18 protein-coding genes and 2 pseudogenes are annotated in these 22,005 nt (G+C 44.7%); 11 read left to right on the forward strand and 9 right to left on the reverse strand.

Going from position 1 to position 22,005, the window contains the following annotated elements; genetic code table 11:
• Position 1: 1 nt before the first annotated feature.
• From MD588_RS04090 to cobB, 4 genes and pseudogenes are all read left to right on the forward strand, one after another.
• Positions 2–2,857, forward strand: a complete 2,856-nt coding sequence (locus MD588_RS04090; protein WP_265695598.1) for a formate dehydrogenase subunit alpha — start codon at positions 2–4, stop codon at positions 2,855–2,857.
• A gap of 12 nt (positions 2,858–2,869) precedes the next feature.
• The gene (gene fdh3B / locus MD588_RS04095; RefSeq protein WP_265695600.1) at positions 2,870–3,487 is read left to right on the forward strand and encodes a formate dehydrogenase FDH3 subunit beta; all 618 of its coding nucleotides are present in this window, start codon (positions 2,870–2,872) and stop codon (positions 3,485–3,487) included.
• Between the two features lie 301 nt (positions 3,488–3,788).
• A pseudogene (locus MD588_RS04100) lies at positions 3,789–4,742 on the forward strand (formate dehydrogenase subunit gamma); the annotation flags it as partial.
• 292 nt (positions 4,743–5,034) lie between these two features.
• Positions 5,035–5,745 carry a Sir2 family NAD+-dependent deacetylase gene (gene cobB / locus MD588_RS04105; RefSeq protein ID WP_265695603.1) on the forward strand — a complete coding sequence of 237 codons (711 nt, stop codon included), beginning with the start codon at positions 5,035–5,037 and terminating at the stop codon, positions 5,743–5,745.
• 80 nt (positions 5,746–5,825) lie between these two features.
• Here the strand turns inward: cobB and MD588_RS04110 are convergent, their stop codons facing one another.
• Positions 5,826–6,248 carry a PACE efflux transporter gene (locus tag MD588_RS04110; protein ID WP_265695604.1) on the reverse strand — a complete coding sequence of 141 codons (423 nt, stop codon included), beginning with the start codon at positions 6,246–6,248 and terminating at the stop codon, positions 5,826–5,828.
• A gap of 90 nt (positions 6,249–6,338) precedes the next feature.
• Between MD588_RS04110 and MD588_RS04115 the strand changes: the two genes are divergently transcribed.
• Positions 6,339–7,214 carry a LysR family transcriptional regulator gene (locus MD588_RS04115; RefSeq protein ID WP_265695605.1) on the forward strand — a complete coding sequence of 292 codons (876 nt, stop codon included), beginning with the start codon at positions 6,339–6,341 and terminating at the stop codon, positions 7,212–7,214.
• A 129-nt stretch (positions 7,215–7,343) separates the two neighbouring features.
• Here the strand turns inward: MD588_RS04115 and MD588_RS04120 are convergent, their stop codons facing one another.
• On the reverse strand, positions 7,344–8,771 hold the full coding sequence (locus tag MD588_RS04120) for a sigma-54 interaction domain-containing protein (protein WP_265695606.1): 1,428 nt from the start codon (positions 8,769–8,771) through the stop codon (positions 7,344–7,346).
• A 286-nt stretch (positions 8,772–9,057) separates the two neighbouring features.
• Between MD588_RS04120 and ddaH the strand changes: the two genes are divergently transcribed.
• Positions 9,058–9,822 carry a dimethylargininase gene (gene ddaH / locus MD588_RS04125; protein WP_265695607.1) on the forward strand — a complete coding sequence of 255 codons (765 nt, stop codon included), beginning with the start codon at positions 9,058–9,060 and terminating at the stop codon, positions 9,820–9,822.
• 51 nt (positions 9,823–9,873) lie between these two features.
• Positions 9,874–11,295, forward strand: coding sequence for a basic amino acid/polyamine antiporter (locus tag MD588_RS04130; RefSeq protein WP_265695608.1), 1,422 nt, complete (start codon positions 9,874–9,876; stop codon positions 11,293–11,295).
• A 166-nt stretch (positions 11,296–11,461) separates the two neighbouring features.
• Here MD588_RS04130 and MD588_RS04135 read toward each other — a convergent pair whose 3' ends face one another.
• From MD588_RS04135 to potA, 5 genes are all read right to left on the reverse strand, one after another.
• Entirely contained in the window at positions 11,462–12,463 is a 1,002-nt protein-coding gene (locus tag MD588_RS04135) for an extracellular solute-binding protein (protein ID WP_407676539.1), read from the reverse strand.
• Positions 12,464–12,890: 427 nt separating this feature from the next.
• Positions 12,891–13,922, reverse strand: coding sequence for an extracellular solute-binding protein (locus tag MD588_RS04140; RefSeq protein WP_265695610.1), 1,032 nt, complete (start codon positions 13,920–13,922; stop codon positions 12,891–12,893).
• A 115-nt stretch (positions 13,923–14,037) separates the two neighbouring features.
• A complete protein-coding gene (gene potC / locus MD588_RS04145) occupies positions 14,038–14,808 on the reverse strand; it encodes a spermidine/putrescine ABC transporter permease PotC (RefSeq protein WP_265695611.1) in 771 nt (256 codons plus the stop codon).
• The gene (potB, locus tag MD588_RS04150) at positions 14,808–15,665 is read right to left on the reverse strand and encodes a spermidine/putrescine ABC transporter permease PotB (RefSeq protein WP_265695612.1); all 858 of its coding nucleotides are present in this window, start codon (positions 15,663–15,665) and stop codon (positions 14,808–14,810) included. The genes potC and potB overlap by 1 nt, the downstream gene beginning before the upstream one ends.
• Positions 15,649–16,767, reverse strand: a complete 1,119-nt coding sequence (potA, locus tag MD588_RS04155; RefSeq protein ID WP_265695613.1) for a spermidine/putrescine ABC transporter ATP-binding protein PotA — start codon at positions 16,765–16,767, stop codon at positions 15,649–15,651. The genes potB and potA overlap by 17 nt, the downstream gene beginning before the upstream one ends.
• Positions 16,768–17,222: 455 nt before the next feature.
• Between potA and MD588_RS04160 the strand changes: the two genes are divergently transcribed.
• The 4 genes from MD588_RS04160 (at position 17,223) to pepT (ending at position 21,017) form a co-directional block, all read left to right on the forward strand.
• The gene (locus MD588_RS04160; protein ID WP_265695614.1) at positions 17,223–18,023 is read left to right on the forward strand and encodes a hypothetical protein; all 801 of its coding nucleotides are present in this window, start codon (positions 17,223–17,225) and stop codon (positions 18,021–18,023) included.
• Positions 18,020–18,805, forward strand: a complete 786-nt coding sequence (locus tag MD588_RS04165; protein ID WP_407676535.1) for a glucosaminidase domain-containing protein — start codon at positions 18,020–18,022, stop codon at positions 18,803–18,805. Before MD588_RS04160 ends, MD588_RS04165 begins: the two co-directional genes overlap by 4 nt.
• A 3-nt stretch (positions 18,806–18,808) precedes the next feature.
• Positions 18,809–19,471: a DUF2987 domain-containing protein gene (locus MD588_RS04170; protein WP_265695615.1), complete on the forward strand. Its 663-nt coding sequence runs from the start codon at positions 18,809–18,811 to the stop codon at positions 19,469–19,471.
• Positions 19,472–19,787: 316 nt separating this feature from the next.
• Positions 19,788–21,017, forward strand: coding sequence for a peptidase T (gene pepT, locus MD588_RS04175; protein ID WP_265695616.1), 1,230 nt, complete (start codon positions 19,788–19,790; stop codon positions 21,015–21,017).
• Positions 21,018–21,151: 134 nt separating this feature from the next.
• On the opposite strand, the gene MD588_RS04180 is transcribed toward pepT, so the two are convergent.
• Positions 21,152–21,445, reverse strand: a complete 294-nt coding sequence (locus MD588_RS04180; protein WP_265695617.1) for a hypothetical protein — start codon at positions 21,443–21,445, stop codon at positions 21,152–21,154.
• 281 nt (positions 21,446–21,726) lie between these two features.
• Positions 21,727–22,005, reverse strand: a pseudogene (locus MD588_RS04185) (hypothetical protein); the annotation flags it as partial.

Below are 22,005 nucleotides of genomic sequence, written 5' to 3' on the forward strand. Positions count from 1 at the left end.
AATGAAACTGACTAAACGTTCCGACAAAGTGAGCAAGGACGAAAACCAGCTAGGTATTTCTCGTCGTTCCTTTATCCGTAACACATCCCTAGCAGCGGCTGGTGGTGTTGCTGGTGCTAGCATGTTTGCACCGGGCATGATGAAAAAAGCTGAGGCGAAAACGGTCGATCCGAAAGCGCCTGTTGAAGTAAAACGTACTATTTGTTCTCACTGTTCTGTTGGCTGTGGTATTTACGCCGAAGTACAAGAAGGTGTCTGGACTGGCCAAGAACCCGCTTTTGACCATCCTTTTAATGCTGGTGGACACTGTGCTAAAGGTGCCGCGCTACGTGAACACGGTCATGGTGAGCGTCGCGTTAAATACCCAATGAAGCTGGTTAACGGTAAGTGGAAGAAACTTAGCTGGGAGCAGGCTTTGGAAGAAGTCAGCCAGCAAGTACTGAAAATTCGCGAAGAATCAGGCCCGGATTCAGTTTACTGGCTGGGTTCGGCAAAGCATAACAACGAACAGGCTTATCTGTTCCGTAAAATGGTCTCGCTATGGGGCACTAACAACGTTGACCATCAGGCACGTATCTGTCACTCAACGACGGTTGCCGGTGTTGCCAACACCTGGGGCTACGGTGCGATGACCAACTCACTGAACGACATGCATAACTGTAAGTCGATTCTGTTTATTGGTTCAAATGCCGCCGAAGCTCACCCGGTAGCGATGCAGCACATCCTGATCGCCAAAGAGCGTAACAGCTGTAAGATCGTTGTTGCCGATCCTCGTCGTACTCGTACTGCGGCAAAATCAGATCACTATGTATCACTGCGTCCGGGCTCTGATGTAGCGTTTATCTGGGGTGTGCTTTACCACATCTTCAAAAATGGCTGGGAAGACAAAGAGTTTATCCGCCAGCGTGTATGGGGGATGGATGACGTTCGCGCCGAAGTGGCGAAGTGGACTCCGGAAGAGGTTGAACGCGTAAGTGGCGTGCCAGAAGCGGAAGTGTATAAAACAGCGAAGATGCTGTCTGAAAATCGCCCTGGCTGTGTCGTTTGGTGTATGGGTGGTACTCAGCACACCACGGGTAATAACAACACTCGTGCCTATTGTATCCTTGAGCTTGCTCTTGGCAACATGGGTAAAGCCGGTGGTGGTGCCAATATTTTCCGTGGTCACGATAACGTACAGGGTGCAACTGACTTTGGCGTACTGTCTGATAACCTTCCTGGTTACTATGGTCTGTCTGAAGGTGCGTGGAAGCACTGGGCAGGCGTATGGGATGTCGATTACGAATGGCTAAAAGGTCGTTTTGATCAGGCTGACTACCGTGGCAAGAAACCGATGAATAACGCTGGTATCCCTGTATCGCGCTGGATCGATGGTGTACTGGAAGACAAGGCTAACATCGAGCAGAACGATAATATTCGTGCCATGTTCTACTGGGGACATGCGGTGAACTCGCAAACCCGTGGTCCTGAAATGCGCAAAGCGATGGGCAAGCTGGATATGATGGTTATCGTTGACCCTTATCCAGGCGTTGCTGCAGTTATGAACGGTCGTACTGACAATGTTTACCTGCTGCCAGCAACAACCCAGTTTGAAACCACAGGTTCGGTAACGGCGACTAACCGCTCGATTCAGTGGCGTGATCAGGTTATCGAGCCGTTGTTCGAGTCTAAGCCTGACCACGAAATCATGTACCTGCTTTCCCAGAAGCTAGGTCTAGCCGATCAGCTGTTCAAGCACATCAAGGTTGAAAACAACCAGCCGGTAATTGAAGACATAACGCGCGAATTCAACAAGGGCATGTGGACAATTGGCTATACCGGCCAGAGCCCTGAGCGTCTGAAGGCACATCAGCAGAACTGGCACACCTTCCACAAGACAACGCTTGAAGCTGAAGGCGGTGTGGCTGACGGTGAAACATACGGTCTGCCTTGGCCGTGTTGGGGTACGCCTGAGATGAAACACCCAGGTACCCACATTCTTTACGATACATCCAAGACGGTTGCGCAGGGCGGTGGTAACTTCCGTGCTCGCTTTGGTGTAGAGCGTAACGGTGAAAGCCTGCTGGCTGATGATAGCTACTCGCTAGGTTGTGAGCTGGAAGACGGCTATCCGGAATTTACCCACAAGATGCTGAAGCAACTCGGTTGGTGGGATGAATTGACGGCAGAAGAAAAAGCCGCTGCAGAAGGTAAAAACTGGAAAACCGATCTGTCAGGCGGTATCCAGCGTGTCGCTATCAAGCACGGCTGTATTCCTTACGGTAACGCTAAAGCACGTGCGGTTGTCTGGACTTTCCCTGATGCTGTACCGCTACACCGTGAGCCGCTGTATACACCTCGTCGTGATCTGGTAACTGATTACCCGACCTGGAACGACAGCGAAGCGATGTTCCGTTTGCCGACTCTGTACAAGTCTATCCAGGACAAAGATGTATCAGGTGAGTACCCGATTATCCTTACGTCTGGCCGTCTGGTTGAGTACGAGGGTGGTGGTGACGAAACCCGTTCAAACCCTTGGCTGGCAGAGTTGCAGCAAGAAATGTTTGTAGAAGTGAACCCGAAAGATGCCAACGATCTTGGTTTCCGTGACGGTGACATGGTTTGGGTTGAAGGTGCCGAGAAGGGGCGTATTCATGTAAAAGCCATGGTAACCCGTCGTGTTAAACCGGGCTTGGCATTCATTCCGTTCCATTTCGGCGGTAAATTCCAGGGCGAAGACCTACGCGGTAACTACCCAGAAGGTTCTGCTCCGTTTGTTTCGGGCGAATCAGCAAACATTGCAACCACATACGGCTACGATCCTGTTACTCAGATGCAGGAAACCAAAGTAACCCTATGTAAGATCTCTAAAGCGTAAGGAGTCATTCTGATGGCACGTATGAAATTTCTTTGTGACTCTAAACGTTGTATCGAGTGCAACGGTTGTGTTACCGCCTGTAAAAACGAAAACGATGATGCACTTGAGTGGGGTATCCAGCGTCGCCGCGTTGTAACCCTGAATGATGGTGAGCCGGGTGAAACCTCAATTTCTGTGGCTTGTATGCACTGTAGCGACGCACCTTGTATGGCTGTTTGTCCTGCAGATTGTTTCGAGCAAACTGAAGACGGTATCGTACGTCATAACAAAGATCTGTGTATCGGTTGTGGCTACTGCCTGTTTGCTTGTCCATTCGGTGCACCTCAGTTCCCTAAACAGGGGGCGTTTGCCGAGCGTGGCAAGATGGACAAGTGTACGTTCTGTGCAGGTGGTCCGGGTGTAGAGCCAGGTTCACACGAAGAGAAGCAGAAATATGGCTCTAACCGTATTGCCGAAGGTAAGCTACCGATGTGTGCATCGCTATGTTCGACTAAGGCGCTATTGGCTGGTGATGCCGCTAAAATCTCTGATGTTTATCGTGATCGTGTTGTCGCGCGTGGCGCTAAAGAGGCTGGCTGGGCTAATGTAGACGATCTTGCCTATGATGCAGGCAAGGTACGTAAGGCCTAATCACTGTTGCTAATTCAGTGTGTTAGCACACTAAAACGGTTTCAGCCTGTTTACGGGCTGAAACCTTGGTTAAGCAATGCCAATCTACACATATTTCTGGTTTTTTCTCTGGTTTAAATCACCAGATACTTATCCAGAACGGTATAAAAACTGTTTGTTAAAACAGTCGGGAGTTTTAATGACTAAGCGAATTCAACGCTGGTTTACGTTACTGGTTACTGCATTCATGCTGACATTTTCGCTGTCAGTGTTAGCCAGCAACGAAACTAGCCAAAACACTAATAATGAGCGCTTGGGCGAGTCTGTGGTTCAGAAAGAGATCGTAGGTTTTGCCGGTGCTGACTATTGGCGCATGGTCAAGGATGGTCAGGAAGGATACACCACGTCTCGTTCGCCGGAGCACGGCGTTCTGATTAGTGTTCCGGGGCAAACTTGGTTCATTTTGAAAGAGAAGTGGATGTCGCCACTGGGTGCATTAGCTATTTTTGGTAGCCTGGCGATGGTTGCTCTGGCTTATATTACGGTAGGTCCGCTTAAATTAAGCAAGCCTAAAACTGGCCGCAAGATTAAACGCTGGAGCCGAATGGATCGTGCTCTGCACTGGAGCATGGCGTTCACCTTTCTGACACTGGCCTTCAGTGGTCTGACGTTAGTTTATGGTAAACACTTTATTAAGCCGGTTGTACCGAGTGAACTGTGGGGTTGGATTATCTACGCAGCCAAGCAGTACCATAACTACATCGGTCCAATTTTTGCTGTTTTGCTTTTTATCGTTCTGATCAAGTGGTGGCGCAAGAGCATCTTCAATATGGTGGATGTGAAGTGGTTCATGAAGATGGGCGGCATGGTAGGCAAGCACAAAGGAACGCACCCGTCAGCGGGGTTCTCGAACGGTGGTGAGAAGGCGATTTTCTGGCTTCTTATCTTCTTCGGTATCTTTATCACAGTCAGTGGTTTTATTTTAGATTTCCCAATCTTTGACCAGACCCGTCGTGATATGGAGCTGTCGAACCTTGTTCACATGTTCTCTGCCTTGATCCTTATCTGTGGTTTTGTTTTCCATATCTACATTGGTTTGTTTGGTATGGAAGCTGCATTGGATGGCATGATCACTGGTGAAGTAGACGAAACTTGGGCTAAAGAACATCACGACCTATGGTATGAAGAAGTCAAAGATCTTCCTGAAAACCAGCCTGGTTATGATGAACAAGTCGAAGCCGGTAAGAAAGGCCGCTCAGTACAAGATAACGCCTAGTGCCTGACTGCAGTGTCTCTGTGTTATTCAATACCATTAATGGTTGAGTTATACTGAACTAAAGCCGATGAGTTATTCATCGGCTTTTTTCTTTTTGACGGCGAGGCTCATGTAGTTAACAATTTGAATATTAAGCGTAAGTGAGTAAATTTTTGGCAAAATAACACACGCTGACGCACTATAACTTTATATGTTAAAATCTAAACATTAGACTAATGTCGAATAATCTTGACTTATAACCTTATGAAAACAATGGTATAAATAGCTTATACAAGTAGAAAAGGACGTACCTATGCTTTTCCCGTACCGTAATATCGTAATTCTTACCGGCGCAGGTATATCTGCTGAATCGGGCATTCGTACTTTCCGTGATCAAGATGGATTATGGGAAAATCATCATATTGAAGATGTGGCGACACCAGAAGGGTACCATCGAAATCCATCACTTGTTCAGGACTTCTATAATCAGCGTCGTCAGCAGCTTGAAAGTGGTACCGTTTCCCCCAATAAAGCACATCTGGCTTTGGCGAAACTAGAAAAAGAACTCGATGGAAAAGTCACTATCGTTACCCAAAATATCGATAATTTGCACGAAGCGGCGGGCTCTAAAAATATCATTCATATGCACGGAGAGTTACTGAAAGCACAGTGTAGCCAAACTGGGCAATCAGTCGATTGGAGCGGTAATATTTCACTAGATGACCATTGTCACTGCTGCCAAATGCCAGCGCCAATGCGTCCTAATGTCGTATGGTTTGGTGAAATGCCTATCGGCATGGACCGCATTCATAATGCACTGATGGAAGCTGACTTGTTTATTTCGATTGGTACTTCTGGCGCGGTGTATCCGGCTGCGGGATTCGTGCATGAAGCTGCTATGCATGGGGCACATACTGTTGAGCTAAACCTTGAGCCGAGCGAAGTAGAAAGCGAGTTTGCGGAGAAACGCTATGGACCGGCTTCTGTACTCGTTCCTGAATTTGTGGACGAGATTCTTTCATAGCACTTTTATTATATTGTAAGTTATTAAAAAGCCCACGATTGCATTGTGCTGTCGTGGGCTTGTTTTATTTCAGTCGGCCGTTAAATTGCCGTTGCTCTTGTTGTAATTTTTGAGCGTACTTGGTCGTAAGCCCAGTTATAGATGATTGAGTAAACCAAAAAGAAGATAACAATACCCAGATCAAGAATAAGCACCGTCCAGAAATCCATTTGTAATACCCACATCAATAACGGGATAGTTACGATGAGCAAACCCGCTTCAAAACCAATCCCATGCGCAATGCGCATTCCAACTTTTCGAGATAACCGATCCTGACCAAAGACACGATCGAAGCCTAAGTTGTATACGTAATTCCACGCCATCGCTAACAGGGATAAGACAATTGCGACACCACCAACAACGCTAGCGTTATGAGTGGTAAATAGTTTTGCTGCAACCATTAAAATACACAGTGCAATCGCTTCAAACAGAAGGCTATGTAAAATACGTTCTTTAACTGACATCGCTTAATACTCATGGAAGTAAATCTATGCGGCTAATGTATCTTAATATATGATTAGATCTAGTTAGTTACTATCATGATTTGTGATGCTATGTATAATCTCGATCAGTTAAATATGTTTGTTACTGCAGCTAAACTGGGCTCATTTTCTGCCTGTGCAAGGAAATTAGGGAAAGTTCAGTCAGCAGTAAGCCAAGGGATTTCCAACTTAGAAATCGACCTTGATGTGACTCTCTTTGACAGAACCACCAGAAAGCCCGGTTTAACCAATGAGGGGAAGCATCTGCTGACCTTCGCTGAGGCGATCTTACAGCAGGCTTATGAGCTAGAAAGTGCGTCAAAAGCATTGACCAATAACGAAGAAACCCAATTGACACTTGCGATTGAAGATAGCCTTCAAGTTACTCGGTTTTACACGCTTGTTGAGCAGTTCTCGCTACGCTTTCCGGCAACGTCCCTTAATATTCTGACGATGTCTAGCAGTGACATTATTCAGTTTGTTATTGCCGGAAAGGCAAATATTGGTGTGATTCTGAGTGATATGACGTTTATTAAAGAGGCTGATATTTGCTATATCGGTAATATGTCTTTTGTTCCAATTGTTAGCAAAAACCATCCCTTAGCAAGCTTGTCTAGCGTTTCACCACCAGATCTGATACCACATCGTCAGTTGATGATTAAGGGGGTCAACGGCGTTCATCAGGCGCATTTACAGCCATTTTCATCGCAGGTTTGGTATGGTAATGATTATCGGATGTTACTGAAATATGTCGAGAAAGGTTTGGGATGGACGTATATGCCTAAACATCTCGTTGAGCAAGATTCTTCTAACCAGCTTCACATATTACCGGTGACATTTGATCATAAAGATTGGTCAATTCCGATAGAGTGTATTTCACCAAAGGATTGTAGCATGGGGCCAGCAGCACAATGGCTAAGTAGTGCCCTAAACAGTTTGTTGGATTAGAACCACTACGAAGCACGAGACATAAATGATAAAAGCCCAAGCTTGTTGCTTGGGCTTTTTGATTATGGGATTTCCGTCCTGAATTGTCAGCTACGGCGATTACATCAACCACGTTAGCAACAAATAAGTTCAAGTACGAATGCCATATTTGCGCAATTTACTCTGCAGCGTGGTGCGGGGGATTTTTAACTGACGAGCTACTTCACTATGATTGCCTTTACACCGTGTTAGGGCATTGACCAGTAATTTCTTTTCATAGCCAGCCAAATGTTCGGCTAACGATTCTTCTGTCTCCCGGCAGTCTGCTGGCATCCACTCTTGATGAGTAGGTACAGGCTCGATAGAAATCGACGGTTCTTGTATTGAGCCCAAGTGTAATGCATTCAGCACATCGTCATTTAATTGCGAGCACATTAGCATGCAGCGCAGCACCACGTTTTCAAGCATCCGGACGTTACCTGGCCAGGAACGAGCTTCTAGCGACTGGATAAAGTCTGGGGTATAGCCGGTTATAGCTGTATTGAGTAGCGGATTATGCTTGCGGATAAAACACTCGACCAGGTGCGGGATATCATCCAGCCGCTGCTGCAACGGGGGAATTACGACCATACAGACACCAAGACGGTAGAATAAATCTGAACGCAGCTCTTTCTTTTGTATAGCCACCTCAGGCTGCTCGTTCATGGCGGCGATGTAGCGAATAGATACAGTCTTTTCATGGTTACCGCCTAATGGGCGGAAGGCGCCATCCTGGACAACCCGCAGCAGTTTACTTTGCACCTCAATCGGCATGGAGTTGATTTCATCTAAGAAAAGGGTACCGCTATCAGCCAGCTCGAGTAATCCCTTCTTGTTTTCCGCACCGCTAAACGCGCCTTTGACCGTACCAAACAAGGTACTCTCGATTAAAGTCGGCGGGATCGCTCCGCAGTTGATTGTTACCATTGGCACATTATTATGGCTGCTATTGAGATGAATATAGCGGGCAACCAGCTCTTTCCCAGTACCGGTTTCCCCGGCGATCAGCACAGGAAGCTGGGTCTGGGCGAAGGTTCTTACATCCTTGAGCAGCCGTTTAAACTGTTTGTTTTCGGTGACAATCTGCAGGGGTTGTTTTGTCGGTGCCTGACTTTCTTTCAGGGTTTCTGTCAGATGGATCACGTGATCCGTCAATTCCCTTAAGTTACTGATATCATGAACAACTTCAATCACGAATATCACCGTGTTATCAACATCGAGAATGGGAAAGGTCGATGAGGTCATGGTCATCAGTTTACCCGAGGGGGCCTGATAACTTTGGGCCTTGTTCCAGATAGGCATACGGTTACGTAGAACCTTGAGCATCGAGCTTGAGTTTCTGGAAAGGGAAGGAAATACATCCAGTAGCTTGCGGTTAAGAACTTTACCAACGGCGATACCGTCCAATTTAGCGCTAACCTCGTTATAGGCAACAACCGTTTCAGATGCATCGATAATAATGTATGAACTGGCAATGCTGTCAAATACTGTCATTACCTGGTTGAGAAACGAGAGTATCTCTGCTGGGTGTCTCTTCATCACTGTCCTATCCCCGCAACTGATGAATTATCGTCATATTAAACCATGTAACTACTACCGATTTAGCGAAATAATTCACAGAAAAATCTAATAAATTAATTAGTTATCTTTTTTGCCGAAATATCGACAGTGATGATATTTCAGCATAGTATTTCGGCTGATGACAACCTCATAAATTAACTAACAGGCTGATTTAAATGATTTTTTAATATACTTATCAATATGGCACGGTTCTCGCTATGGAATGCATACAAGCGTTAAAGACGAATATAAAAAAGGACTGACTATGTTTAACTACATTATTGCGCGTACCCCATGTAAAGCACTGGTTGATGGCATTTCTTCTGCTGATGATGGAAAACCCGATTATGAGCTCGCTATGAAACAGCATCTGGCGTATTTAGATGCTTTAAGAAAGTGCGACGTTGAAATTTTATTGCTTCCTCCACTTGAGGATTATCCTGACTCTGTTTTTGTTGAAGACCCAGCGCTTTGCACTAAACATTGCGGTATTGTGACCCGCCCTGGTGCCAATACTCGTCGCGGGGAAATTGATTCGATTGAGCCTGCACTGCGCCGTTTCTACGGTGATAAAATTGAACACATCAAAGCTCCTGGTACCCTGGATGCCGGTGACGTAATGATGGTTGGGGACTGCTTCTATATTGGCCAGTCGGCCCGGACCAATGAAGAAGGTGCAACTCAGCTGATCGCGATACTCGAGAAATACGGCATGTCTGGCCATATCGTGCCTCTTGAGAAGGTGCTCCACCTCAAAACCGGGCTGGCTTACCTTGAAAACGGTAATTTGCTTGCTGCCGGTGAATTCATTAATAAACCAGAGTTCGCCCACCTTAATATTATCGAGATCCCTGAGAATGAAAGCTATGCCGCCAACTGTATCTGGGTGAACGGTACGGTCATCATGCCAAGTGGCTACCCAGCAACAGAGAGTAAAATTCGCGAACTGGGATATAAAGTGGAAACTGTCGATACCTCGGAATACCGCAAGGTTGATGGTGGTGTCAGCTGCATGTCACTACGTTTTTAATCAGCTATTAAGGAGGGCAGGGATGTCCTCCTTTTTTCAGGAGAAAAGAAAATGGCAAACAAGAGCGTACGGAAATTGGGTTTGCTGCCAATGACAGCCCTTGTAACGGGGGCGATTGTCGGTAGTGGGATCTTCAGTTTGCCGCAAAATATGGCTGAAGGGGCAGGGGCCGGCGCTATTATTATCGCCTGGGTTATTACTTTCTTCGGTATGGTCACCCTGGCAAAAATTTTTCAATGGTTATCAGTTAACCGGCCTGACATAGAGGACGGAGTTTACGGTTACGTGCGGGAGGGATTTGGTGACTACCTCGGATTTAATGCGGCATGGGGGTACTGGATTTCTGTTTGGGTTGGCAACGTCGGCTACCTGGTCGTCATGTACAGCGCGCTGGGCTCATTCCAGCTTTTCGATTTCTTTGGCAATGGCAGTACACTCCCAGCCATGGTTTGCAGCATCATTACGTTGTGGATGCTACATTTCTTTGTATTACGTGGCGTAAAGTCAGCAACTACACTAAACGTCATTGTTACTGTCGCCAAAATTATCCCTATCCTGCTGTTCATCATACTTGTTGCCCTAGCGTTTAAAATTGATACGTTCACAATCGATTTTTGGGGCTCACCTGAGCTTGGCTCGGTAACCAGTCAGGTAAAAAACACCATGCTCTACACTGTTTGGGTATTTTTAGGTATTGAGTGTGCCACCGTGTATGCTTCCAGGGCGAAAAATATGGAAGTCGTTAGCAGGGCAACCATATTGGGTTTTCTGATCACCATCACACTGCTAATTTGCGTTTCCCTGCTTTCACTCGGTGTGGTACCTCAGGCCGAGCTTGCAGAAATGAAAAATCCGTCAATGGCACAAGTTCTGGAATATGCGATTGGTCCATGGGGTGGCATGCTGATTAATATCGGCTTAATTGTTTCTGTCGGTGGGGCGTTACTGGCCTGGACCATGATCTCTAGTGAGATGCTTTTTCTTGCTGCTAGAGGGACACACAACACCGCTCCGTCAGTGTTTGGCAAACTTAACGATAACCAAATCCCTAAGAATGCGATGTGGCTGACCAACAGCCTGATTACATTGTTCTTGATTGTGAATTACCTTAATGATGCCGGGTACAATATTTTGATCCAGCTGGCTTCTTCAATGGCGTTGATCCCATATTTGTTGTGTGCCGCCTTTGGTCTGAAGGTCGCTATGGAAAACAAACAGCGGTCGGCTTCTTTGGTACTGATGATGTCAATCGGCTCTGGTTACGGTTTGTGGTTGATCTATGCGGGCGGGATGGACTACCTGCTTCTGTCGTTGCTGTTGTATGCCTGTGGATTGCCTTTCTATTTATATTCAAGGAAAGAGCAAGGGGTAACTTTTCTTAACAAGACGATTGAAAAAGTATTGGCGATGGTGGTACTCGGCGGGGCAGTATTGGCGTTGGATCTGATCATGTTCAATACGCTGACCTTGTAACAATCAACGTTGCAAAAGAGTGATAATCTCATTGTTTGTTTATCGGCAACTAGGTTGTCATCCATAGCAAGCCAATGATATCTATAATCGAGAACAATAAAAGCCCAAGCAACAAGCTTGGGCTTTTTGATTATGGGATTTGCGATAGGTTTATCGCGGCGTGCTATTACTGACCCGCTTTTAGCTTCTGGTAGTATTCTTCGTAAATAGTATTTGCAGAACCCACGCTGTCCTGCCATTCGCCTGCGTCCATCACATCTTGTGGTGGGTAGATGTTTGTGTCATTCACAAATTCAGCCGGAAGAAGTTTTTTCGCGGTTGCTACTGGAGTCGGGTAACCAATCTCCTGGGCAATTTTAGCTGCATTTTCTGGGCGTAACAGGAAGTCGATCATCTGATGTGCTTCATCGATGTTTTTTGCGCCTGCAGGGATTGAAATGCTGTCCATCCAGAAAATGGCACCTTCTTTAGGCCATACGATATCGATCGCAGCGCCTTCCTGGCGTGCCATATAAGCAGAACCATTCCACAACATACCTAGTGATGTCTCACCGGCCATGTATGGGTTTGCAGGGTAGTCTGAGTTGAACACCAATACATTCGGCATCAGTTTCTTTAGCTCTTCATAAGCGGCTTTAATTTCAGCTGGATTCTTAGTGTTAGCTGAGTAGCCTAGTTTGCGCAGCGCAATATGGAAGAACTCACGAGCATCATCCATCATCATCAACTGGCCTTCCCATTTAGGGTCCCAGAAATCAGACCAAGAGCTAATTTCTGACTTGTCCATCATCTCTGTGTTAACACCGATACCGGTTGCACCCCAGATGTAAGGGATAGAGTAGTCATTTTGAGGATCAAAAGGCTTATTAAGGAAATTAGGATCAAGATCTGCAAAATGCGTTAGTTTAGAGCGATCAATTTTTTTAAGCATTCCCTCATCACGCATCTTTGATACGTAGTAAGTTGAAGGAACGACTAAATCATAGCCTTCGCCGTGGGTTTTTAGCTTGGCATACATGGTTTCATTCGACTCATACGTTGAATAAATAACTTTAATGCCTGTTTCTTTGGTGAACTGCTCTAATACTTCACTCGGGATGTATTCAGACCAGTTGTAGAAATAAAGCTCTTTATCTGCGGCTGTTGCAACGTTTGAGAACATTGCCATTGCGCAAACACCACCGGCCACTAAAGAAGACCATTTTTTCATTTTATTGTGCTCCTAACTATCAGGATGTATCGAGAGTTATCTCTAGCGAGTGTACTAAACATCAAGTAGACCTTTATTAAGCAATAAAAGGCATACTGTCAGTTAGGTACTAACCGCTTCTCCTACATGTAAAAAGTAAAAAGCTTACCTATGCAAGGCATCTTTTCCTTTTATATATGGTTATAACTAAGGGAATTAAAAGGAGATTATAGCAGATAGGGTGGTGATTAAGGCAACCAAATATTACTTAGTTGCCTTGGATGTGGAATTACTGAGCAGTCTGTTAAACAATAGTTGAGGAGTACACATCTAATATTGCTAATACTACTTTTATCAGAAAAACGGCGGCCCTTTAGGCCGCCGTTAACAGAGATGCTTACTATAATTACTGACCGGCTTTAAGCTCTAGAAAGTAGTTTTCATAGCGAATATTCATTTCACCAACTGCATCCTGCCATTCACCACGATCAAGGTCTTCTTGAGGTGGAAATAGTGTCGGGTCGTCTTTGTATTTAGCATTTGATGCTTTTACTGCAGTGAGATACCCAGTTTCTTCAGAAATCTTAGCTGCAACATCAGGGCGTAGCAGGAAATCAATCATCTTATGGGCAGCGTCGACATTCTCAGCATTTTTCGCAATGGCTAAGCTGTCCACCCAAAAAATCCCGCCTTCTTTTGGCCACACCAGCTTAATTGGCAGTCCTTCTTTTTGAGCGGCAGCGGCTGAGCCGTTCCACAACATACCCAGGCCAACTTCACCTGCAAAATACGGTGCAGCAGGGTTATCGGAGTTGAATACCAATACATTTGGCATGAGTTTCTTAAGCTCTTCATATGCTTCATCGATCTGCTTAGGATCGGTTGTGTTACCGGAGTAGCCCAGCTTACGAAGTGCGATATGGAACACTTCGCGGGTATCGTCCATCAACATCAACTGTCCTTCCAGATCAGGATTCCACAAGTCAGCCCAGCTATCGAAATCCGCCGGATCGTACATGTCGGTATTAACCGCTAGGCCCGTCATCGCAATTACGTGGGGGATGGAATAGTCGTTGTTTGGATCAAAAGGCTTGTCCAGATAGTTTTTATCAAGCTCTGGGAAATTAGTTAGCTTTGATTTATCGATTTTCTGTAACATACCTTCATCACGCATTTTGGCAACGAAGTAAGTTGATGGCACAACCAGGTCATAACCTTTTGGATGTGCTTTTAACTTTGCGTACATAGTCTCGTTCGACTCGTAAGTCGAATAAATCACTTTAATACCAGTCTCTTTAGTAAATTGCTCCCTTAACTCCGTTGAGATATAAGGGCCCCAATTCATAAAGACTAATTCCTTGTCAGCTGCGTTAGCAATATTTGTAAACATAGCTGCTGCACATGCAGTACCGGTCAGAAAAGCGGACCATTTTTTCATTAGATTATCATCTCCAAAACCCCAGCAGGGTGTTGATAAAAAACAAGTGGCCATATTGGCCACTTGCTCGTTTTTTGGCGAATGCCAAAGCGAAACTGTTATTACTTAGTATTGCTTACTTTATTTTTTCTCTAGCCAATAATTGTGAACAAATTACAAGGACGAGAGAAACGATTAGCATAATTGTCGCCAGCGCATTCACTTCCGGTGAAATACCCACTTTAACCATTGAGTAGATTTTCAGTGGAAGGATTTCATAACTCGGGCCGGTTACGAATGAACTCACAATAACGTCGTCAAGCGATAGCGTGAAACTCAGCAGCCAACCCGCGGCTACTGCGGGTTTAGCCAAAGGCAAAATTATTTGCTTTAGGATCACCCATTCACTGGCGCCTAGATCACGAGCGGCTTCTAGCATTTTCACGTCGAAACCTTTTAAGCGGCTGTATACAGTTACAACCACGAAAGGCAGACAGAACGTAATGTGAGATAACAGCAGCGTCAGAAAGCCCAGCTCCGCACCAAGCAGAATGAACAGTGCCAGCAATGAGATTGCCATAACAATGTCTGGTGACATCATCACAACAAACAGCATGCCATTAACAAAGCTCTTTCCGCGAAATTGATAACGGAATAGGGCAACCGCGGTCAAACTACCGATAATTGCCGCCGCTGTCGCAGAAAATACCGCAATGTTCAGCGAGTGCCACGCCGCTTGCATGAGGCTGTCATTGTTAATTAGTTGCTCGTACCACTTGGTGGTAAAGCCACCCCATTTCATACCAAACTTGCTGGCATTAAATGAATTCACGATCAAAATAATTATCGGTGTATACAAGAAGGCGTACACCAAAGTCATCAGACTGAATTTAAAAGCGCGTCCCATTATTCGAGTTCCACTTTACGGTTGAGCAATTTTCCAGCCCGGTAATAGGCGTATAGCATAATCGCCATTGATACGGTCAGAGCGATACTGGTAGCCGAGCCAAACGGCCAGTCACGGGCGTTAAGTACCTGACTCTTGATAACGTTACCAATCAAAAGGTTTTTCGCGCCACCAAGAAGGTCGGACACGTAAAACATCCCCAGAGCAGGAAGTAGCACCAGTAAACAACCAGCGATAATACCCGGCATCGTTAGCGGAAAGATCACTTTTACAAAGGTCTGGAACTTGTTGGCACCTAAGTCACGAGCCGCCTCGATGTAGGTGTGGTCAAGCTTCTCGATAGCTGAATACAGTGGTAGCACCATAAACGGCAACAGAATATAAACCAGGCCAACCATAACGGCATACTCGGTGTACATAATACGCAGTGGCTTATCAATGATGTCCAGGTAGAGTAGGGTGTTATTAAACACGCCGCGGGTACCTAGCATGATTTTAAGGCCGTAAGTACGGATCAGCGAGTTAGTCCAAAACGGTACAATGACCAGAAACAACATAAATGGTCGCCACTTTTCTGGCATCTTGGCAATCGCATAGGCGAACGGATAGCCAATAACCAGACAAAGCAAAGTTGCCACCAGCGCCATATAGAACGAGTGCAACATCACTTTCGCATATAGCGGATCAAATAACCGGATATAGTTATCCAGTGTAAATGTCATTTCGATCAGATTTGCATCATCACGGGTCAGAAAGCTAGTTCCGATGATCATTAAGTTAGGTATAAAGACAAACAGCAGTAACCAACCCACAATCACAGTAATGATGATGTTCTGAAGATTAAGCTTCTTGTTCATCTGCCAGCACCACTTCCCAACTTTCTACCCAAGTAACAGCAACTTTCTGATCAAGTGAGTGGTCTACATCAGGATCATCTTCGTTGAAGAACTCACTAACCATGACTGAAGTACCTGACTCCAGTTCAACGACCGAGTCGAGGGTCATACCTTTATAGGTACGGTCTCGGACATAACCAATGATGCCATTTGCTTCATCATTACTGTTTATTTCTTCTAGGCGAATATCTTCAGGGCGCAGCAGCACCTTCACTTTATCACCGGTGCTTACAGGCAATTTACAGTGAACCAGTGAACTACGACCTTCGACATCTGCCAAGATGCGGTGATCATCAAGACGTTCTTTCACCGTGGCATCGAATACATTAATTTCGCCAATGAAACGGGCAACAAACAAATTTGTTGGTTCTTCATAGATCTCACGTGGCGAGCCATCCTGTTCGATATTTCCGTCACGCATAACGATGATGCGATCCGACATCGACAGGGCTTCTTCCTGATCATGAGTCACGAAAATAAAGGTAATACCCAATTTGCGTTGAAGCTGCTTAAGCTCGATTTGCATCTGCTTGCGCAGTTTGTAGTCCAGCGCAGATAGTGACTCGTCCAGTAATAATACTTTCGGCTTGTTTACTACTGCACGGGCAATCGCAACACGTTGCTGCTGACCACCAGATAGCTGATGAGGCTTGCGAGAGGCAAACTTATCCAGCTGCACCATACGCAGTGCTTCCATTACGCGAGGTTCAATTTCACTCTCGGAAACTTTTTGCATGCGTAAACCAAAAGCAACATTCTCGAATACCGTCATATGCGGGAAAAGTGCATAGCTTTGAAAGACAGTATTAACGTGGCGGTTCTCGGCAGGGATCTGCGTGACATCGCTATCGGCGATGATAACCTGGCCTGCGTCAGCATTTTCAAAACCGGCAATAAGACGCAATACAGTGGTTTTACCACAGCCAGACGGACCAAGAATGGTTAGAAACTCACCATCATTAACGTTTAGATCAAGACCAGTGATGATTTGCTTTCCATCAAAACTCTTGCTCAGCCCTCTTAGCTGAATCACTGGTTTTTTGGTTGTTTGTGCAGCGTTCAAATCTACGTTATCTCCACCTTGGGGGGTAATTTTTTCCACCCAACAATAAGGCTAATTTTAGGAGGCGCATAATAGACCTCAAACCTCCTAAATCAAAGCGTTTTTTCATGGTTTTTAAACGATATTTTTGCACCGTTATTATTGTGTGCATATCAAATGAATCGAGTGCTGATTTGATAAGCATTTTTAACTATAAAAACAAAGTGAAAGCGCATATATACCGTCAATCTACGTGGTAATAACGATAGAACAAAACAGCCTTCCCATTGCCTATGTCGTATCAGGAGATGGACCTACAGAGTAGGGGATTTATTGAGATATTGGTGTTAATGTCGTTTAATGACTGGGCTTTGGGGGGAATATTAGTCATATTAACCTGACTACGATTTCTATCTATAGGCCAACTGGCGTACAATCACGTCACTCTGATTAGCGATTAGTTGATGAATAACAAAATGAACAATAAAACTTTCCATGTCGGTGGCTCGATTGATAAAGCCATTAAAGGTGACACTGAGCTTCAGGCTGTAACAGTACTTCAGGAAGCCTGGAAGGTAACGGCCAAGAATTTTCTTTCGTTTTTTCCTGCAATTATAGGCCTTTTTCTGGCGCAGGTTGCCTTGTTGATGCTTGGTTTGCAGGTTCAATTGGGTGATGCTTCGTTATTCTTCGACGCAATCATTACCGGACAAGAAATCTCGGCAGATATTGTTCAAGCAGGTTACATGGCTAACTTTTGGTCTGATGTACTCAGTGCGCCATTGTATGTAGGTGTTAGCATGATGGCACTAAATCATGCGGTAGGGTTGCCAACAAAGCCAAACCACCTGGTAAAAGGTTTCTCGTTCACCATAGTGTCTATTATTACTATGCTGATTACATCGTCTCTTCAGGGGATTGGTAATGCGCTCTTTCCGTTGGTAGGTTTATTCCTGTCAATGGGCTTCAGTATGGCGATTATTTTGGTTTGTGAGAAGCGAACCACGCCACTGAAAGCGATCCAGTATTCATTGCTTGCCACACTCAAAAAGTTAATGCCGATGACGGCTATCTACCTTGTTGTATTGATCATGTTCTTCATTTCGTTCGCTACGGCAGGTATTGGCTTGATTTGGACACTTCCGTTCTTCTTTAACGTAAAAGGAATTATCTACCGTAACTTGTTCGGTATAACACTTCAGGTTACGACCATGAAGAAAGGAAGCGATGACAATAATAATTCCAATAATAGTGACTCTAAGGTTTTTGACGCGTGATATTTAAGAACAATAAACTTGCCTTGCTAGCACTGATAACTGGTTTGACAGCTTGTAGCGAAGCGCCCCTGAATGATGAATCGAAAAAGGGAACAGAGGCCACTGTTAGTTTATCTTCAAAGCCTGACTTTCGTGCTTTTACAGACGTGAACCAAAAGAAAGCCGCTTTCTTTGATTTTCTCCGCCCTGCGGTTGAGCATGAGAATAAGCGTATCGAGAAAGAACGTCAGTTTTTACTCGGCATAAAATCAAAGTTTGAAGCAGGCAATACCATCGGTAGTGAGGAACTTGCCTACGCAGCGAAGCTAGGCAAGACGTATCAAGCTGAACTTAAAGGTGACAGCGTCACGAGTGAGTGGCTTGAATCGATATTGAATCGTGTGGATGTATTACCTGAAGAACTTGTACTGAGTCAGGCCGCGAATGAATCCGGTTGGGGAACATCACGCTTTGCCGTTGAAGGTAATAACTATTTTGGGCAATGGTGTTATCGTAAAGGCTGTGGTTTAGTACCAGCTTCACGAACAGATGGAGCTACCCACGAGGTCGCGGTGTTTGATTCTGTGTATTTGTCTGTTCAAGCGTACTTCATGAATGTTAATCGTAATCGTGCTTATGCAGATCTCCGCGAGATTCGTGCCGCTCAGCGCAAGATGGGGGCAGTGATTGAAGGAACTAAGCTGGCTGAAGGGCTAAGCCGCTATTCAGAACGTGGTCATGCGTATGTTGATGAAATTCAGTCCATGATCAGACATAACAATAAGTATTGGCGCCAAGGATAAAGGATGAAGTTAACCCATTGGCTTTTAGCTGGCATGTTTGCTACAGCGTCGGTTTATGCCCAAGACGCTTCTGCTCAAAATATAGAGATGCGTTATAGCTCGCTTTACGGCAAGCTAAAACAAAATGTTAAAGAAGGCCATGATGATGTTCGAATCGCTTTTTTCCTGTTAAACCAGGAAAACGGTGAGGTTTGCGCAATTCGCGAAGGATCGATGCGCAAAGAAAAGCATTACGAAGAATTGGTTATTCCTGATAACAATGAATTACTTGTTCCTATTGATACTAATCTTCGTCAGGCCAACCCAGATGTAACATTTGTGATTGATGACGGTATTACTTGTGATCTTTCGATGCAAGTCATCGCTAATAAAGATTACGGTCAACATATTAGCCAGACAGAAATAGCAAAACTGACCCCACAGATGAATACTTTGTTGTCTGATTTGGGGGGGATGTTCTCAAATTGGTTTATGCCGGAAGTTGGCGGGGTTGTAATTCACTTTGCGACTGATGTTAATGAGTCAATACGTTTGGCTTCAGGCAATACCATCGATATCAAAGACAGCAAAGCTGTCCTCAAGCTTGCAGAGCTGGCTGATGGTGAGGAGATCACCTTGCCACAAAACGCTGTTAAGGTAACACCTTGGCTCCCTAAAGAGGGCTAGCTTTTTTCCAATAGATAAAACCGGCTTGTAGAAAGGCCGGTTTTTTTGTGCTTGCTTGGTAGCAGTCCCACCTTTAATATCCATTAGACTTTCATATGCATTGTGTTAGCTGATCATTTTACTCTATTGAACTATTTGCAATAAACGTAGCAATTATCAAATTTTGTTTAGTTCATTTCACTAAAAACTGATTCATCGCAAATTAATTATCTGTTGCCTCCTTGATACTTGTTAGGAATTTTCTGAGGCTAGCCTTATTTGTACTCTGCCTCACAGTTGAAACAACTTGCTGAAACTAAACAATAAAGAGTGGGACATGGATAAATTAATTGAGAGATTTCTGCGTTACGTGAGCTTTGAGACTCAATCTAACTCATCAGTTGCCCACTGCCCGAGTACTGAAGGGCAGCGTGTGCTTGCAGAGCAACTAAAGAATGAACTTATTGAGCTTGAACTTTGTGATGTTGAGCTTGATGAAAATGGTTACCTGATGGCGCGATTGCCATCAAATGTTGATCATGATGTGCCGGCGATTGGCTTTATTGCACATATGGATACGGCACCAGATGCTTCTGGTAAAGATGTAAAACCTCAAATCGTTGAAAACTATCAGGGTGGTGATATTGCATTAGGCGTTGGTGACGAAGTGTTATCTCCGATCCAGTACCCAGATCTGAATAAGCTTCATGGTCATAATATTATCACTACTGACGGAACAACCCTGTTGGGGGCAGACAACAAGGCCGGTGTTGCTGAGATCATCACAGCGATTGCTTATCTAAAGGCAAATCCTGAAATTAAACACGGTGATATCTGTATTGGCTTTACTCCTGATGAAGAAATTGGCCGTGGTGCTAACCTGTTTGATGTTGAGAAATTCGGTGCTAAATGGGCATACACTATTGATGGCGGTCCAGTTGGTGAGCTGGAATACGAGAACTTCAACGCTTCTTCTGCTGATGTGATCTGCCACGGCGTAAACGTCCATCCAGGTACAGCGAAAAACAAGATGGTAAATGCGATGAATATCGCAGCTCAGTTCCAGCTTTCCATGCCTGCCGAAGAAACACCCGAGTGCACAGAAGGTTATGAAGGCTTCTATCACCTTGTTGCGATGGAAGGTGGTGTAGCTAAGACAGAACTACATTACATCCTTCGTGACTTTGATGGTGAAAGTTTGGAGCGTCGTAAGACCTTTATGCAGGAGAGAGTAGACGAGCTGAATAGCAAGCTGGAAAAGGGTCGTGTTGAGCTGAAGATAACTGATAGCTACCGTAATATGCGTGAAATGGTTGAGCCACACGCTCACATCATTGAACTGGCAAAAGAAGCTATGGTTGAGTGTGATGTGAAGCCTCTAATTAAGCCGATTCGCGGTGGTACTGATGGCGCTCGTTTGTCATTCATGGGGCTACCATGCCCGAATATCTTCACTGGCGGTTATAACTTCCACGGTATTCACGAGTTCATTACTGTCGAAGGTATGGAACAGGCTGTGAAAGTGATTGTGAAGCTTGCTGAGAAAGCCGCTTCTAGCAATGAATAAGCTTTAATAGATAATATCGATATAAAAAAGCTGCTTAGTTATTACTGAGCGGCTTTTTTGTTTGTTCTGTAAATTTGGCAAACAAAAACCTGTATTAATGAGTTAATACAGGTTTAATCTCATTATGAGTTTAATTATTTAAGTTTCTTCTCAGCGTCTTTTGCCGCTTCTTCAAATTCTGGGGTCTTCTCGAAACTATCAACCATCCAGTTGTTCAAATGCTTAAGAATTGCTGTCACAGCAAGTTCTTTTGTTCCTTTACCGCCTTCAGTTTCACTTAGCTCATGTTTACCACGAAGGCCCGTTTCATCTTCGGCAATATGAAGCCAGTTAGGATGCCAGTAAAAAGATTTTCCCTGCTCGGTGATCCAGTTGTGTACACCGCAGTTTTCACCATTATAGTTTAAGTCTTGTGCCTTGTACTTCATATTTTCCCTTATAAACCATATGTTTTTTAATGCTTTATAAGTATAGAAAAGATACACAGCCAAACTGTGATCAATGCTATATATGTGCGAAAAGACGCTGTTATGAAACAGGGTATAATGTGATGACTTCGAGGTTTTGCGGGCGCGCAACAAAAAGAAAAAACAGTCGAAACTGAATGCCAACACCAAAAGAGGGGTGTTGGCACATCAATAGGTTTTCCTTGTCATATTTCCATTTTAAGCCGAAGAAGAGGGCGCTAAAAATTGAATCTTGGGAACAGCTATCTTGAGGAACACTGCTCCTCGAGTTCTGCAAACTTTCTCCAACTCTCGATTTCTCTTGGATCCCCCTCTTGACGCACAAACCGAGTGAATGACTGTGGAACAGCTATGCCATATTTAGATTTAAAGTATTCATTGAGTTTGAAATGACTTGAGTATCCATCCTGAAATGCATCATAAGCAAGGTGTGCTTTACGCCAAAATGCAGGGTTTGCATGGCCTCTTAGACTTAACCATGGATAAGATGGTTTATTGTCTTGTGTCGAATATATTGCATT

Origin of the sequence: Photobacterium obscurum (genome assembly GCF_026191635.1) — a bacterium.
GTDB classification, from domain to species: Bacteria; Pseudomonadota; Gammaproteobacteria; order Enterobacterales; family Vibrionaceae; genus Photobacterium; species Photobacterium obscurum.